The 16304-nt window shown below is 63.1% G+C and carries 14 protein-coding genes and 3 tRNA genes; 13 read left to right on the forward strand and 4 right to left on the reverse strand.

The annotated features are described in order from the left end of the window. The first annotated feature begins 106 nt into the window (after positions 1-106). A complete protein-coding gene (locus ABEA12_RS00565; RefSeq protein ID WP_210100551.1) occupies positions 107-568 on the forward strand; it encodes a hypothetical protein in 462 nt (153 codons plus the stop codon). An 84-nt stretch (positions 569-652) separates the two neighbouring features. Here the strand turns inward: ABEA12_RS00565 and ABEA12_RS00570 are convergent, their stop codons facing one another. Next, positions 653-1051 carry a hypothetical protein gene (locus ABEA12_RS00570; protein ID WP_210100550.1) on the reverse strand — a complete coding sequence of 133 codons (399 nt, stop codon included), beginning with the start codon at positions 1049-1051 and terminating at the stop codon, positions 653-655. Positions 1052-1144: 93 nt separating this feature from the next. Beyond that, the gene (locus ABEA12_RS00575) at positions 1145-1354 is read right to left on the reverse strand and encodes a hypothetical protein (protein WP_210100549.1); all 210 of its coding nucleotides are present in this window, start codon (positions 1352-1354) and stop codon (positions 1145-1147) included. 1021 nt (positions 1355-2375) lie between these two features. Between ABEA12_RS00575 and ABEA12_RS00580 the strand changes: the two genes are divergently transcribed. The 6 genes from ABEA12_RS00580 to ABEA12_RS00605 all read left to right on the forward strand — a co-directional run bounded on the left by ABEA12_RS00580 (position 2376) and on the right by ABEA12_RS00605 (position 7248). Then, complete coding sequence (locus ABEA12_RS00580; RefSeq protein WP_210100548.1) at positions 2376-2636, forward strand: GlsB/YeaQ/YmgE family stress response membrane protein; 261 nt, start codon at positions 2376-2378, stop codon at positions 2634-2636. A gap of 404 nt (positions 2637-3040) precedes the next feature. Further along, positions 3041-4054, forward strand: coding sequence for an acyl-CoA dehydrogenase (locus ABEA12_RS00585; RefSeq protein WP_345465740.1), 1014 nt, complete (start codon positions 3041-3043; stop codon positions 4052-4054). After that, complete coding sequence (locus tag ABEA12_RS00590; protein WP_210100546.1) at positions 4048-5421, forward strand: PIG-L family deacetylase; 1374 nt, start codon at positions 4048-4050, stop codon at positions 5419-5421. Before ABEA12_RS00585 ends, ABEA12_RS00590 begins: the two co-directional genes overlap by 7 nt. Beyond that, a complete protein-coding gene (locus ABEA12_RS00595) occupies positions 5414-6175 on the forward strand; it encodes a glycosyltransferase family 2 protein (protein WP_210100545.1) in 762 nt (253 codons plus the stop codon). The genes ABEA12_RS00590 and ABEA12_RS00595 overlap by 8 nt, the downstream gene beginning before the upstream one ends. 301 nt (positions 6176-6476) lie before the next feature. Beyond that, positions 6477-6740 (forward strand): lipopolysaccharide assembly protein LapA domain-containing protein, encoded by a 264-nt coding sequence (locus ABEA12_RS00600; RefSeq protein ID WP_210100544.1) that lies wholly within the window; start codon positions 6477-6479, stop codon positions 6738-6740. A gap of 73 nt (positions 6741-6813) precedes the next feature. Beyond that, positions 6814-7248, forward strand: coding sequence for a hypothetical protein (locus ABEA12_RS00605; protein ID WP_210100543.1), 435 nt, complete (start codon positions 6814-6816; stop codon positions 7246-7248). A gap of 71 nt (positions 7249-7319) precedes the next feature. Here the strand turns inward: ABEA12_RS00605 and ABEA12_RS00610 are convergent, their stop codons facing one another. Together ABEA12_RS00610 and ABEA12_RS00615 are read right to left on the reverse strand one after the other, a co-directional pair. Then, on the reverse strand, positions 7320-9461 hold the full coding sequence (locus tag ABEA12_RS00610; RefSeq protein WP_210100542.1) for a catalase: 2142 nt from the start codon (positions 9459-9461) through the stop codon (positions 7320-7322). Positions 9462-9675: 214 nt separating this feature from the next. After that, positions 9676-10626, reverse strand: a complete 951-nt coding sequence (locus tag ABEA12_RS00615; RefSeq protein ID WP_210100541.1) for a 2-hydroxyacid dehydrogenase — start codon at positions 10624-10626, stop codon at positions 9676-9678. Between the two features lie 245 nt (positions 10627-10871). On the opposite strand from ABEA12_RS00615, the gene ABEA12_RS00620 reads away from it, so the two are divergent. The 6 genes from ABEA12_RS00620 (at position 10872) to ABEA12_RS00645 (ending at position 16129) form a co-directional block, all read left to right on the forward strand. Continuing rightward, positions 10872-10944: transfer RNA gene (locus ABEA12_RS00620), tRNA-Lys, on the forward strand. A 412-nt stretch (positions 10945-11356) separates the two neighbouring features. Beyond that, positions 11357-11429 (forward strand) — tRNA-Lys (locus ABEA12_RS00625). Positions 11430-11905: 476 nt separating this feature from the next. Continuing rightward, on the forward strand, positions 11906-12403 hold the full coding sequence (gene bcp / locus ABEA12_RS00630) for a thioredoxin-dependent thiol peroxidase (RefSeq protein WP_210100540.1): 498 nt from the start codon (positions 11906-11908) through the stop codon (positions 12401-12403). Between the two features lie 90 nt (positions 12404-12493). Next, positions 12494-12575 (forward strand) — tRNA-Leu (locus ABEA12_RS00635). A gap of 137 nt (positions 12576-12712) precedes the next feature. Then, the gene (locus tag ABEA12_RS00640) at positions 12713-14554 is read left to right on the forward strand and encodes an ABC transporter substrate-binding protein (protein WP_210100539.1); all 1842 of its coding nucleotides are present in this window, start codon (positions 12713-12715) and stop codon (positions 14552-14554) included. A gap of 78 nt (positions 14555-14632) precedes the next feature. Further along, positions 14633-16129 (forward strand): malate:quinone oxidoreductase, encoded by a 1497-nt coding sequence (locus ABEA12_RS00645; RefSeq protein ID WP_210100538.1) that lies wholly within the window; start codon positions 14633-14635, stop codon positions 16127-16129. The last annotated feature ends 175 nt before the right edge of the window (positions 16130-16304 follow it).

A 16304-nucleotide genomic window follows, 5' to 3' on the forward strand; every position in this document is an offset into this window, starting at 1 on the left:
CTAGAACCCCCGGTCACCGACTTCGAACCCGTGACGGCGCGCCGACACATTTCGCCCGGAGAATAGGACACCCTGGCGCGCGCCAGGTGCCGATAGGGTGGATTAAATGGAGACACTCAACGTTGAATCCAGCGACGACATACTCAAGCAGCATCTGCACAGGGCCTTCGATTCGCAGATCCCCAACTTCGGCAGCTACAACCTGGTGGCAGCCTCAGGCACCTCAGGCTCCGCGGGCCTGAAGGTGATCGGCTTCCGCCGGGAGCCGGCCGAACTTGTGCTTTGCCCGCTGAACCCCAAGAACCTGCTGCCATCCGAGCGCGCGATCTCGGTGGACAACACCAACGTTTCCCACGTGGCCCTGGTTTCAGATGGCGGCTACGAGGTGGGAAACAGCACCGGCCGCGTCTTCCGCTTTAACGTCCCGTCCGTGCTGTCACTGAACCTCCCGGGCGAGACGGAGTCCGGCAGCGAAATCCTGCTGCAGGAAGACGACGCGGCGGAATTCGTCGACTTCATGAACTCGTTCATGGACCAGCTCGATCCCACGGTCCCCGCTTCCACCTAGGCATGTGCCTGCACCGCAGCGATCGTGCTGCAGCGGTACAGGCACCCTGTTCTCATCAGGTGCCACGGGAGCCCCCCAGCGTGCTTAGCCCTGGGGGCTGTCCTCGGGAAGGGGCCTTCCCAGTGCATCCAGGCCGTCCGCTTCCTGCCCGGCCGCGTCGTTCGGCTGTGGCACCCGGGCACCGGCTGTGTCCGACAGGTCCGGCTGTCCCTCCCCCGCGCGGACATCGCTGGCATGCTCCATATCGGCCTGTGCTGCCATCCTCTCCGCCTCGCTGAACGGAAGTTCCCCCTCCGCCTGTGCCTCATGGCCCGCAAGCTCGTCGACTTCAAGTTCCTCATCGCGCAGCGGGTCCATGGTCGAAAGGGCGCGTGGGTCATCCGAGGAACCCTCCTCCACGGGTTGCCCGTCGCGCCCGTCTAAGGGATTGCCTTCTGCCTCGTAGTCCTTGCGTGGCTCGAATTCCGGTGTGTTCAGTGACATGCGTTGCTCCTTCATGGTGACGTGGTAGGTGTTGGTGCCTTTGCTGCTCTTCTTGTTCTCATGCGGCCCTGTTGGGGGCGGAAGCAGCGCGGTTCACATCGGCTCGTTGTTCGTCCCGCCCTCTGGGTGATCAAGCGTGCCGGGGCCGGCGATCAGCCGGTATACCCCGAAACCAGTCATGATCAGGCCCAGCGCCACGCCAAGCCACACCGGGGTGGCAAGTCCTTCCCCGGGCGACTTGCCCACAATGATGTAAATCCCGAAGAGGATCATCAACAAAATGCCGGTGATCACGAGCCCCATGCCGCGCCTTTTCAAGAAAGGCCGTCTGGGGGTTTCCCCTGGCTGCTGCGTCATGGCATGCTCCGTTCCTGGTGGTTCGTTATGGCGTGTGGACATGTTTGGTTCGTTGAATCCACACCCTTGGGTTGGTTCATCCACATCATGGTCATGGGTGCTCCCCAATTGTCCGGCGAGCATACATGAACGGTGCTGCAGGCCCTCCTGCCGCGGCGGGTCTGTTTCTGGAAGGCCCCGAACAGCGAAAACCAGAATCCAGCATCAAGGGGGAAATCTGGTTCCTGAACGTCGCACGGTTGGTTCACTTGCGTGCCGCCGTTGCCCGCGAATGCATGATCGGTTTCCTGCCCGGTGGATTTCCGGGTGCGGCTCCCATGCTTTTGTCCCCTCCGGGATCCCAGGCCCGAAGGCCACAGCAGACGGCTTGATTCCATGGTGGCGTTGGAATGGGCAACGAGGGCTACAAGCAAAGGGGGCACAGCTGTGGCTCCCAATAACGCATCAGGCATCCTGACCGGTATCCCCACGGCGCTGTGGGACATTCGTGCATTGGTCTTCACTGCTGCCTCCCGTCTTGGCAGGTTTCGGGACTTTCAAGGGTGCCTCTACCGTAGGCCCGGCGCATCAGGCGCGCAACGCTCTACTGCTCCAGGCGTACCTTTCATGGAATGTTCCCGCGGGATTCGGGGTTTACGGATGTGGGCGTGGCATATCTGGAAGAATGCTGAAAAGGCCGAGGAATTAGCATTCAGTTAAATCTTTACCTCACATCTTGCTTCATGGATTCACTGCTGCCACTCGGCGTCACGCGAGTCCGCCCCGCCGCCGCTAGCCCCCTGAGTTTCGAGGCCGGCTACCGAATTCATGTATGGGACCCGTACGAGAAAAAAGTTTTCGATCACCAGATCGTAATATCAAAACACCTCATTGCCAGTACCCTTCGCTGATTCTTTCGCGGTAAGATCGAAATGTGCATCGCAACAATGATGCTTAAACTGAACCTTCATCCGAACGGAGAATAGTTATGGGTTTCATTGGTTGGATTGTTCTAGGACTGATTGCCGGAGCTATTGCAAAGGCCATCAAACCAGGCGACCAAGGCGGCGGCTGGCTGGCCACGCTCGTGCTCGGTGTCGTTGGCGCCGTCCTGGGTGGCTGGATTGGTTCAGCGATCTTCAACGTCGGAGTCGATGAGTTCTGGTCGCTATCCACATGGTTGCTGGCGATCGGCGGAGCATTGATTGTCCTCGTTATCTGGGGACTGTTGACGCGCAAGAAAGCCTAAGCACTTCAGAATGTGAGGGTTGCCCCGGCTCACGCCGGAGCAACCCTCACATCGTTAACACTGGATCCGTCCGCCAGCAGCCGCAACAGACCCCAAAAATCCCGCATCACGACACGGTGCAAGTTCCTTTACCTGGGGCTCGCTAGCTCATACGCTCACGTCATGAACCGTCAATCCACCAAAGGGCTTGAAGAAACACCCGCAATTCTGAAACGGCACCAGCCTGGCACGCTTCTTGGCGACGCGTCTGAAAGACCCAAGTCCTAGACCCGGCCCCACGGATCGGACCCTTCGGACCTCCCTGCCTTCGGAAAAATAGCCCTCTATCCGTTTTCTTGTCCATGTGAAAGACGTGACAACCCATGAACAGCCTTTTCGTCTCCTTGGCCCCAGGGAGCCCCGCCATGAGCCTTGGGTGGGACCTGATCGATTCCTTGGTCGAAGCAGCCCAAGAATGCCACGGCGAGCCGTCGCCGCTCTTGGAGCTTTTGCGCACTTCGGCCCAAGATCCTCCGATCCCTGGCCGCGGGCAAACCCTGGGACTATGGGAACTTTTGGCAACGCTCGGCAGTATCGACCTGGTTGCCGCCCGCGCAGTGGAGCCGCATCTGGATGCCGCCGCAATCCTGGCACAAGCAGGAATCCGCTGGACCCCGGGGACCAGCTGGGGAGTCTTTGCCGCTGAGGGCCAGCGGAAACTCGCTGCCACGGCACCCGCCGAGCCTTCAGCCAGCTGGAACCTGGCGGGTGAGAAACCGTGGTGCTCCTTGGCAGGGACGCTGGACCATGCTGTTGTCACTGCCCATGTCCCCGGCGGGCGGCGGGCGTTTTCCGTGGATCTGAAGCAACCGGGAGTGAGCCCACATGCAGGTACCTGGACCAGCCACGGCCTGCACCGGATCCCCAGCGAAGCGGTGTCCTTCGACCAGGTTCCGGCCACCCCTGTGGGAGCAACCGATTGGTATCTTGATCGGCCGGGATTTGCCGTCGGCGGTGTCGCAGTCGCCGCCTGCTGGTTTGGAGGCGCCGTGGGGATCTTCCGCACGCTCTTCGCTGCCGCCCAGGCACGTGAGCCGGACCAGTTGGCCTTGGCATGGCTCGGTGAAGCGGACCGGCTGCTGGCCGCTGGCGCAACGGCCCTGCACGTTGCGGCACAGTCCGCCGACGCCGGCACCCTGGACTGGGTTACCGCCCAACGGGTCCGTGGGCTGGTAGCCGGGATCTGCGAACGCCTGATCACCTTGGCGGGACAGTCCCTGGGGCCCGCGCCATTGGGCTTTGACCATTCCCATGCACAGCGGATTGCTGACCTGGGAATCTACCTCAGGCAGCACCATGCCGCCCGGGACGACGCTGCCCTAGGGACACTGCTCCTGGAGGCTTCCGGATCGACGGACAAAGGTATCGGCCCATGGTGAGCTTCAACCACGAGGACAGCGGCACGTCCGAAAGCAGCTGGCAGGAATCGGGGGTAGGCATGTTGGCCGCCGTGCCTGCAATCGGTATGCCCTGTTTCGGACATCCTTTACTGGTCCTTTCCGCCCATCCCGACGACGAGACGCTGGGCGCGGCAGGCTTGATCCACCAGGCACTACGTGCAGGTTCCCCGGTGCACGTCATCGTTGCCACGGCCGGTGAAGCCTCGCATCCGCATTCGCCCACCCACCGACCCAGTGATTTGGCGCGTATCCGTGCCCTGGAGCTGGCCGCCGCGCTCGCGGCGCTAGAACCCCACATCCCAGATGCCGGCATCCTCACCTTTGAAATGCTGGGCTTTGCGGACGGTTCCCTTGCCGAGCACACCGGCAAGCTTGAAGCCGCACTCCACACGGCAGTCCCAGCCGGTGACACCCTCGTCGTGGCCCCCTACCGCCACGACGGACACACCGACCACGACACCCTCGGCGCACTCGCGGCCCGGGTTGCACAGGAACTGCACCTCGGGTTGCTGGAATACCCGATCTGGTACTGGCATTGGGCGCTACCGGAGCAAGATGCGCGGTGGACGCGGTGGAACTCACTGGTGCTGGATCCCGAGGCCCTGGCGGCCAAGCGCCGCGCCATGGAAATGCACCGCTCGCAGATTGCGCCGCTGTCCGGGGCACCCGAGGATGCCACGCTGCTGCACGGGCCCTTCCTGGAACACTTCGAACGCGGCAGTGAAACGTTCCGGTTCACCGCACCCGGGTTGCAGGACTCGGGTACGGCAACCACCACCTTTGACAGCCTCTATACCCGTACACCCGATCCCTGGCACTACCTGGGCAGCCCCTATGAGGAACGCAAGCGGGCCGTCACCATCGCCTCGCTGCCCAAGGCGCGGTATTGCACAGCCATGGAGCTCGGCTGCTCGATCGGGGTCCTGACCGGCGAACTGGCCGGGCGCACCGACGTGCTGGTCGCCGTTGACGCCAGCGGTGTTGCCCTCAAGGCAGCACGTGAGCGGTTGACCGGCATGCCGCACGTGACACTGGTACATGCGGTGCTGCCGCACCAGTTCCCGGATACCGCACCAGGTACCCAGGAGCTGGTGGTGGTCTCTGAAATCGGCTACTTCTTGGCGCCCGATGAACTTGATCTACTCCTGGGCCGCTGCCACGAAGCACTCGCTCCCGGGGGCCACCTGCTGCTGTGCCACTGGCTGCATCCGGTGCACGGATGGCCGCTGGACGGGGAGCAGGTCCATGCCGCCGCACACCGCTTGGGCATGGACGCCAAGGTGCTCCACCGTGAAGCGGACTTCCTGCTGGAGATCTTTGAGAAGACCGGCGGCGGCGATGGATGACGCGCTCGGTGCCGTGGTGGTCGTGGTCCCCGTACGCAACGAGGAAAAATTGCTGGGTCTCTGCCTGGACCACGTGCGCCTTGCCATGGAACAGTTGCACCGCGCCCGCCCGCAAATCACGGTCAACCTCACCGTCGTCCTGGACCAATGCCAGGATTCATCGGCTTTGGTGGCTGCTTCCCATGCGGCCAGGGACAAGAGGATAACCGTGATATCCGTCGACTTCGGGTCCGTCGGGTCCAGCCGTGCGAGCGGAATCGAGAATGCGCTAGCCGCACTCTCAAGCTGCGTCCCCCCGGACAGATCGCTCCACGAAACGTGGATAGCCTGCACCGATGCGGACACCCAGGTCCCGGCGCACTGGCTCACACGCACGGTGGAACTGGCCGAATCCGGCCACGACGCTGTCACCGGAACCGTGGAACCCGACAGGAATGAATTGGGCGAGACCTTGTTCGCCGCATGGCGGCGCGAGCACCGCAGCCATGAGGGCCACAACCACGTCCACGGAGCAAACTTGGGCTTCAGGGCCTCGGAGTACCGCGCCGTTGGCGGCTTCCCCCCGGTCCCCGTGGACGAGGATGTCCTCCTGGTCGATCGTCTACGCGCCCACGGAGCCAGGATCCTGGCCACGGGTCAGCTTCATGCGATCACTTCGGGTCGGATCCAGGGGCGGGTCGGCACCGGATTCGCCGCCTACCTGCACAGCCTTGACACGGGAACCAGCACGCAAACCGGCAGGCCGAATAGCTAGAACACGGGAACAAATGGACTTGCGACATCACCGCTATACGCATAAGTTGGCCACAGGGAGCCATTTTCCCGGCCAACGCCGCCGTTCCGCAGTCCCTGCGGTCGGCACAGGATAGAGAAACGGGGACATGATGGTTGAAGAACCATGGGAAGCCGCTGAGCCGAAGCCAGCCACAAGCCCAGATACACCGAGGCCTGCAGCAGGTTCAACGGTGCCTGCCACCGGCGAACTCGAGCCTGCCACCGGCAAGCCCGAACACCTCCCCCCGGCGGCTGCAAAGCCCCAAAGGACAGCGAAGACGGTGCAGCAAACAACCCGTGCCGGGGTTATCTGGACGTTCACCATCGTGGCGATCATCGTCGCGATCCTCTTGGTGATCTTCATGATCCAGAACCAGGTCCAAACCACCGTGACCTTCTTGGGGTTCCAGGGGGAACTTGCCCTGGGCATCGCCATGCTGATTGCCGCGATAGGCGGCGCAGCGGTGGTGGCGATTGCCGGTGCGGTACGCATCATCCAGCTGCGTAGCCGTGCAAGTGCCGCAGACAAACGCCTCAACCACTAGCCAAAGGGACCATGCAGGGAAACCCTTTTCCCGTGCATGGCAACCGCACAAGAGCAACGGAGATGATTCAGCAATGAACGACATCAACATCGACAAGCAGATGGAAACCATCCAGAAGCAGCTCAAGACCTGGGCCAAGAAAGCCAAGGCGGACTACCCCAGCGCGCTGGAGGACACCGTTCGCCAAGCGGTGGACCGCGTGGACCCGGCAGGGATCGCCAAGGCCTCCGAGGATGTCCTGGCCACGGTGACAGGTAACCGCAAGAAGGCACGCCAGGCACGCAAGTCCATTGAGTCCACGCTCAAACGAGCGCAAAAGAAGGCCGGCAGCAAGAAGTCCTGTGCATCAGGCACCTGGGTCGTTTTAGGTTCCTTGGCAGTGATCGGCATCGTCGCAGCAATCGTGGTCCGCCGCGCTGCAAACCCCGAGACCACGGCCACCCGCCCCTCGGAACCGCACACCGGTGCGAGCGACGCCAAGGGCGTGGATCCGGACATCGAGAAGTAGAACCACCCCAGGGATCCACAAGCCCGACGCAAATGCTCCCCCGTTCCGCGGAACGGGGGAGCATTTGCCTTTCAGGCCCTCGCGCTGTCCTTCGGGACAGGGCCGGATTCATCAAACCGTTCCCAGACCCTGTGGGTGGCCAACAGCGCCACAGCCCCGGGCACCGCGTCGGGGACCGAAGCATGCACCAGTCCCGGCCCGGTCCCTTCCAGTCCCAAATCCTGAAAGAAGGACTCTGGCTGGTCCACCGCCACAATGGCCTTTGACTGGCGGTAGGTCTCCTGCAACAGCAAGACCAAGCGGGGGTCAAACCCTATGGCGCCCGGAGGCCGCACCGCTCCGGCCTTGGTGTCCGAATCGACCTTTGCCCCTGCTACCGGCACCAAGAAATCGGCGATGAGAAGTGCATCGAATTCAATGGACCTGGCGGTGAGCAACGTCCTGTCCACGGGCGAACCATCGGCGAGGCTGCCGCCGACCGAAGAGAGAAGCAGCGGCTGAAAACCCGCATGGTTCGCCGCGGCGACGAGGGTCTCGATGACGGAGGCCTCCGTGTGGTGGCTGGCCACGATACCCAGGATGCGTCCATCCACCGGCCAGCTGCCCAGGGCTTGCGAGACCGAGGGACACGGTTCACGGTCCACCACCTCGGTGTCGGCCCCGGGAACCGGCAAGCCCAACTCCCGTGCCACGGCTGCGCACAGCTGGACATCGATGTTGGCTAGCGCCTGCAGCTGCCGCGCACGGATGACCTCGCTGGCGCACTTGCCCAACTCAAAGGAGTAGGCCTGCTGCACATGGCGACGTTCGTGGGCCTGTAGGCTCCGGTAGAACATGCGTGCCTGGCTAAAATGGTCGTCAAAGGACACCGGGTTGCTGCGTCCCTTCACGGATTCGGCCACCAGCTCCGGGAAGTCGATGAACGGCATCTTCGAATTGTCACCCTCCCCTGCCTGGTAGGGACATCCCCCATCGAGCGAATTGGGATGGTAGGGGGCGATGCCCTCGTGGATGTAGGTCTGGTGCATGCCGTCGCGCAGCATGTCGTTGACCGGCGCGTGGGGCAGGTTGATGGGCAGCTGGGAGAAGTTCGGTCCGCCCAGCCGCGTGATCTGCGTGTCGATGTAGGAAAACAGCCGTCCCTGGAGCAGCGGATCGTTGGTGACATCGATCCCCGGCACCAGGTGCCCGGGGTGGAAGGCCACCTGCTCAGTTTCGGCAAAGTAGTTGCTGGGATTCCGATCCAGCACCATCTTGCCCACCATTTGGATGGGCACCAGCTCCTCGGGGACGAACTTGGTGGGATCGAGCAAATCGATGCCGTCAAAGGACTGCCCCTCGTTATCCTCGAAGACCTGCAGTCCCAGTTCCCACTCGGGGAACGCACCGGCCTTGATCGCATCGGAAAGATCACGACGGTGGAAGTCCGGGTCCGCCCCGTTGGCCAGCATCGCTTCTTCCCAGACCAGGGAATGCACGCCGAGCTTCGGCTTCCAATGGAACTTCACCAACGAGCTTTGCCCGTCGGCCGCGATCATCCGGAAGGTGTGCACGCCGAACCCCTCCATCATCCGGAAGGATCTCGGGATCCCCCGGTCACTCATGACCCACATCGCGTGGGCCTGGGCCTGGGTGTGCAGGGAAACGAAATCCCAGAAGGTGTCATGCGCGGACTGCGCCTGGGGTATTTCCAGATCGGGGTGCGGCTTGACCGAGTGCACCACGTCGGGGAACTTGATGGCGTCCTGGATAAAGAACACCGGCATGTTGTTGCCCACCAGGTCAAAGACGCCCTCTTCGGTGTAGAACTTGGTGGCGAAGCCGCGGGTGTCACGCACCGCGTCGGCCGATCCCCTGGAACCGGCCACGGTGGAGAACCGGACAAATAGCGGGGTCTTCACTCCCTCGGCCAGGAATGCCGCACTGCAGATGCGTGATCCGGTGCCGTAGCTGGTGAAGGTCCCGTGGGCGCCGGCCCCGCGGGCGTGGACCACACGCTCGGGAATCCGCTCATGGTCGAAGTGCGTGATCTTTTCCCTCAGGTGGTGGTCCTGCAACAGGACCGGGCCCCTCGGTCCGGCCTTGAGGGAATGGTCGGTGTCCCGCAGGACCGCGCCTTGGCTGGTGGTCAACGCGGTGCCCTGCGGGTGGCCCGGGTCTGCGTTTGTGTTCGGCTTCCTGGCCTGGGTGGGCTCGGGCACTGGGGTGGTCATGCCTGACTCGCTTTCGTTCGGTGCCGCAGCTGGACACGATCGATGGAACATGAACTTTCCGGTGGTTCACCGCGAGACCGCATGGACATGGTTTGCTTGCGCGGCTCCACCATCCCTACCGTAGCCCCGTGTCCCCGAGGCTGGTCAAGGGAATCCGAAGGTTTATTCCGAATCGGGAACCGCGCTTTTGCGCCGCTGCGGTTCCTCGGGCAGCTTACCCTTTTCCCCCTGCCGGATCGGCAACCAGGTTCTCACTTGATTCCCCCTGTGCCCAAGCCAGCATCTGGCGCTTGAGCAAGGACGTCATCCGGGGCAGGAACGCTTCGGTGTTCCCCCCGTTGTGGGGAACGACCAATGCATTGGGCAACGCCCAGATCGGGTGGTCCTCAGGCAGGGGCTCGGGATCAAAGACATCCGAGGCGCAACGAAGCCGGCCGGTCTTCAGCTCCGCGACCAGCGCATCGGTGTCAACAACCGGGCCGCGGGCGACGTTGATCACGACCGCACCATCGGGAAGCCGGGCCAATAGTTCGGCCCCTACCAGATGGTGGGTGCTTTCTTTGTGCGGAACGATCAGGATCAACACCTCGATACCGCTGGCTTTATCCATCAGCTCATCGATCCCCATGACCTCGCCGTGTTCATCGGTGCGTGCATACGTGCCGAAGCGGCTCAGCTCGACCTCGAAAGGATCCAGCCGCTTGCGGATCTCTTCGCCAATGCCGCCGACTCCAACCACGGCGACCCTGCGGTCGGCCAATCCCGGCCAGCGCCCGGGGTTCCAGTGGTTCCTTGTCTGGTCACGGACCGACTCCCCAATCCCCCGCAGCGAGGCGATGGCCAGCCCGACGGCCAGCTCGGCCGTGGACGCTGCGTGGACACCGGCGGCGGTGGCCACGGCAACCCCGGGGCCCACCAGGTCGTGCACTCCGTCGTATCCGGTGGTCTGGGTCTGGACAAGCTTGAGGTTCCGCGCCGCCGTGATGCCTTGGAGCTTCGAGAAATCCGCCATGTACGGCAGGATCACGGCATCGATGTCCTCCAACCCAACCCCTACGGGCTTCCCGCTGATGTCCCAAACACCTGCTCGGAGCCCATCGGGTAACGGGCCAACTGCCTCAAGAAGTTCGGAAGTGGGAAAGGTGACAACGCGAATCGGCTTCATGCCTCCCAGCCTAGGCCGCTGCATCGGGCGGCCCCAAGACCAAGTCACCGCCGCGCACCGGCACCTGCGACTCGCGAAACAGTGCAAACTTGCCACCGGGCCGGGAACCGCAAAGACGCTACTCAAAACAATTTTGTGACCTCAATCCCAAAGCCGGTGCTGGGCTTGCAATCGACATCCCAGCTGGTAGTGTTTCTTCTCGTTGCAAAGCGCAAGAGCCACGAGCTTCGAGCAGAACAACAGTCGCACCTCTAGCTCAATTGGCAGAGCAACTGACTCTTAATCAGTAGGTTTCGGGTTCAAGTCCCGAGGGGTGCACATACGGAAGAGCCCGGTTTGCCACAGCGAACCGGGCTTTTCGCATCGGCGTCCACATGGCAGTCCAAACACGCCGCCACCAATGACCACAACGCACCGCTGTTCAACGACCGATCACTCGCGGATGACCAACCGCAATCCAAGATGCCGGCACCCGGATCACTCATCCGCGCATGGGGACGGAATCGGATTCCATCCAATGTGCTCATCATCACAGTGTCCGATACGGGTCCCTCTCGTTGACTTCCGCCAGGAGGACGGCCGCAAGAGTGCCGAGGACCGCGAGAATCCGGCGAACCATGCGCTATCGGGGCAAGTTGTTCGCCGATTTTATTTCCTGCCCACTTTCTGGTTATGATTATCTGCGTCGCAAGGACGGGTTCCGCAAGGAGCGCCGGGCCACGCGAAGAATGCACCTCTAGCTCAATTGGTAGAGCAACTGACTCTTAATCAGTAGGTTTCGGGTTCAAGTCCCGAGGGGTGCACAGGAAGAAGGACTCGATCTGTTTCAAACAGGTCGGGTCTTTCGCTTTCTCCGGTTCCTTCCAAGGCCGGACCGTCACGCCGGCAGCTTCCTTCCCTTCACGAACAACTGGCTTGCTTCCTGCGGTATTCCTGCGAACCCACGCCCTTGGCCTCCGTGGTTTCCGGGATCACGCCAGGAACAACGCTGCTTCCGGGCATCTGGGAGTACCTGGGTGAGGAGCGCGGCTGCCTGCCCGTGGGTGCACGGGTTCTTTCCTGCAACACCGCGCTGCCGATGCCTCCGGCGTCGTTGGCATACAGGTCACGGCGGACCCGGTTGCTAGATTTTCTCCGCGCGCTGCCTCGCGGTGCAAACACGCCAATCGACGTGCACCTTGGATAGGCTTTGGGGAGAACCCGCCCACCAACAGATCCGGAAGTGGCAACCCGCGCGCTTTTCGAATCTCCCATACGCACCAAGGAGCACCCCAAAGCCATGAGTGAGACAAACACGGCCGAGCCCATCCGCCTCTCAAGCGGCGACGTCGCCCCGGACTTCACCCTGCCCGATGCCCAGGGGCAGGAGGTTTCGCTGAATTCGCTTCGCGGAGCCAAGACCATCGTGTACTTCTACCCGGCCGCGTCGACCCCGGGCTGCACCAAGCAGGCCTGCGACTTCCGCGATTCCCTCGAGCCTCTCAAGGCCGCCGGATACCAGGTCGTGGGCATCTCCCCCGACGCCCCGGCGAAGCTGGCCACCTTCACCGCCAACCAGGAACTGAGCTTCCCGCTGTTGGCAGACGAAGAGCACGCGGTTGCTGCCGCATACGGCGCATGGGGCGAGAAGAAGAACTACGGCCGTATCTACGAGGGCCTGATCCGTTCCACCATCGTGGTGGACGAAAGCGGAATCGTCACCTTGGCCCAGTACAACGTGCGCGCCACCGGACACGTTGCGAAACTACGTCGTGATTTGGGCCTGGATTCGAAGTAAAGTTCCACCCACGGCCCAAAAACGTCAAAGCCCCAAGATAATCTCAGCTAGACTAATTCCTGCCGAACTTCGAAAGCAGTTCGCTGCCTTGCGAGCGTGGCGGAATTGGTAGACGCGCTGGATTTAGGTTCCAGTGTCTTCGGACGTGGGGGTTCAAGTCCCCCCGCTCGCACTACAAAGCCAAGGGAATCCCAACGGGGACCAATGGCATCGCGCAGGGCCCCCGGAGATTTCCGGGGGCCCTGTTCGTTTGAACCAAGTACGGGGCCGCGACGGGAACGGGCCCAAAACACAATCGAGGAGTCTTTGGTGCCAAGCAAGCAGCACAGTGAAGCACGCCACGGTGCCTCCCGACGTGTCTTCCTGGCAGGCGGACTGGGCCTGGGCGCCCTGGCACTGAGCGGTTGCATCCCCAAGGACGTGCCCCCGGCTCCCGGCCCCACCGGCAGCGCCGAACCGGCGATCCGTCCGTTCCACTTCGGCACGGCCGCGACTCCGGCGACCCTTGACCCGGCGATTTCCGGTGACAACGAGACCTTCCGCGTCACCCGGCAACTCTACGAGGGTCTGGTGGGGGTGGACCGCGAGACCGGAGCCCCCATCCCCCTGCTGGCCACCGACTGGATCGCGAGCCCGGACCGGCTTCAATACACCTTCATCCTGCGCCGCGGGGTCAAGTTCCACGACGGCACCGATTTCGACGCCGACGCCGTTGTCACCAACTTCGAGCACTGGGCAACGCTCCCGGCTGCGGAGCGCGAGAACTCGGACCAAGGTTTCACCCAGGTCTTTAGGCCCAACGAACGGCTGCCCCAGCTGCCCAAGACACTGCCCAGTCCCAAGCCGACCAAGGATGCCTCCGGAAACGAGGTCGTCGAGCCGCAGGCCGAGGCCCACCACACCGCGCAATTAGAGATCTTGGCAGCGTTGCACGACCAGCTCAAGGCCCATCCGTTCGTCGGGGCGGGCTCCGGGGGCAGCGCCAGCTACTTCGGCTCCATTAAGGCCGCCGACACCCACACGGTGGTGCTCACGCTGCGCAAGCCCATCACCGGGCTCATCGAGGCCCTCACCCTGCCGGGGATGGCCATTGCATCCCCCACGGCCCTGGCCACCGCGCCGGAGGTCGGAGGAAGGGTCTCGGTCCTCTCGACGCACCCCGTGGGCACAGGCCCCTTCCAGTTCCTCACCTGGAAGGACGACGCGATCACGCTGCGCAGCTTCCCGGAATACTGGGGCGCTGCCACCCTCGAGGCGAACCCCACGGCCCCCACGCTGGTGACCTTCCACGAGAACCGCACCCCCGCCGCACGCCTGGGCGCGCTGACCCACGGGAAGGTCGACGGTTTTGACATGGTCACGGTGACCGGACTGCGCGAACTGGTGCGCGACGGCAAGCTGGTGGTCCAGCGCGACCCCTACTCGGTGACCTACCTAGGCATGAACCGCAAGGATGAGTGGCTGGCCAAGGACGAATTCCGCCGCGCCGTCGCCCACTGCATCGACCGGCAGAAGATCATCGAGCAGTTCTTCATCTCCGGGACCAAGGAAGCCCGCGGTTTCCTGCCCGCCTCGCTGGGGGTGAAGTCCTCGGATACCTACTTCGGTCCCGATGCCGCCCGCGCCGCCGAGCTGCTCGAATCCTGCGGCTACGACGGCACCCCGATCCCGTTCCTCTACCCGCTGAACATCTCCCGGGCCTACCTGCCGCTGCCCGAACTCATCTACGCCGAGATCTCACGCCAACTGGCGGTGGCCGGCATCAAGGTGGCGCCGATGCCCATCGACTGGACCGACGGGTACGTGGCAAAGGTCCGCTCCGGGGAGGTCCCGGGGCTGCACCTGCTGGGCTTCAACGGCGGCTACAGGGACCCCGATGACTTCATGGGCGCGCTGTTCACCTCCAACGGCAAGCAGTTCGACTACGACTCCCCGATCCTCTCGGCCCAGGTGCTGTTGGCCCGGTCCATGCCGGCCGGCCAGGACCGCGTGACCGCATACGAGGAGCTCTCCAACACGCTGGCCACCGACCTTCCCGCACTGCCCCTGGCCTTCCCGATTTCGGCTCTGGCGTTCAACGACACGGTGAAGTACTACCCTTCCTCACCGGTTCTGGACGAAGTGTTCTCGGACGTGAAACTCGCCACCTAAACATCACGTGCCAAGGCCCCAATTTCCCGGACCCTGCCGCGCCACGCTAACCTTGCCTAGAGTCTAGAAGAACTTTCAATGGAGATCCCCCTCGTGCCTTCTGAATCCACCCAGCAGTCATTCGACGTCGTCCTTGTCGGCGCCGGTATCATGAGCGCCACGCTCGGTACCCTGATCAAGCAATTGGAACCGGGGTGGAGCATTGGACTTTTCGAGAACCTTGACCAGGCGGGCCTCGAGTCCTCCGATCCCTGGAACAACGCAGGCACCGGCCACTCCGCCCTGTGCGAACTGAACTACACCGCCCTTGAAGCCGACGGCAGCGTCGACCCCGCCAAGGCTGTAAAGATCAATGAGCAGTACCAAGTCACGCGCCAGTTCTTCTCCCACCTGATGAAGAACAAGGTGGTGGAGGATCCCGCCAGCTTCATCAACCCGCTGCCGCACATGAGCTTCGTCCTGGGCGAAGACTCGCAGAAGTTCCTCAAGACGCGCTACGAGGCCCTGAAGCCCAACACGCTGTTCAACGAGATCGAACACACCGAGGACCTGGACACCATCGCTTCCTGGACGCCGCTGGTGGCCAAGGGACGTGATGAATCCGAGCCGGTGGCAGCCTCGCGGGTCACCTCGGGAACCGACGTGGACTTCGGTTCGCTCACCAAGCAGATGACCCAAAGCCTCGCCGCCGATGGTGTCGAGGTCAACTTCGGCCACCGCGTCACGGACATCGGTCGCAACCGCGGCGGCTGGGGCATCACCGTGCGGAACAACGCCACCAAGGCCAAGCACACGGTGAACGCGAAGTTCGTCTTCGTCGGAGCCGGCGGTGGCGCCCTGGGCCTGTTGCAAAAGTCGGGCATCAAGGAAATCAAGGGCTTCGGCGGATTCCCGGTCTCGGGCCAGTTCCTGCGCTGCACCGAGGACTCGATCATCGAACAGCACCACGCCAAGGTCTACGGCCAGGCCTCGGTCGGTGCCCCGCCGATGAGCGTTCCGCATCTGGACACCCGCTACGTCGATGGCAAGCGCTCGCTGATGTTCGGCCCCTACGCCGGCTTCTCCACCAACTTCCTGAAGACCTCCTCGTTGATGGACCTTCCGCTGTCCATCCGCCCGCACAACATCCTTCCGATGCTGGCCGTGGGCAAGGACAACCTTGACCTGACCATGTACCTGGTCAAGGAGGTGCTCAAGTCCCGCGGCAGCAAGATCGATGCCCTGCACGAGTACCTGCCCAGCGCGCTGGACGAGAACTGGGAATTGATCACCGCCGGGCAACGTGTCCAGGTCATCAAGAAGGATCCGAAGAAGGTCGGGGTATTGCAGTTCGGCACCGAGGTCATCACCTCCGATGACGGCACCATCTCAGGGCTGCTCGGTGCATCCCCCGGGGCCTCCACCGCGACCCCGATCATGATCGGGCTGCTGGGCCGCTGCTTCCCCAAGCAGTTCGCTTCCTGGGAGCCCAAGCTCAAGGAGATCATCCCGTCCTACGGTGTGAAGCTCAATGAGAACGCCTCGCTCTACACAGAAGTCCGCGCAGAGACCGACAAGGTCCTGAAGCTGGCCTAGGTCCACGGCACCTGCCACGATGGCAAGGGCCCGGTTCCCCGCTCGGGGAACCGGGCCCTTGCTCTTTGCCTCCCAAGCCCTTGCCCCTTGAAAGCGGGTGCGCACGGTGCTTTGCTTGGGGTGGATGCCCGGGGCGGGTGCACGACCACCACATGCCTGCCTTGGTACGTCGCGG

It is taken from the genome of Paeniglutamicibacter antarcticus (assembly GCF_039544305.1).
Lineage (GTDB): Bacteria > Actinomycetota > Actinomycetes > Actinomycetales > Micrococcaceae > Paeniglutamicibacter > Paeniglutamicibacter antarcticus_C.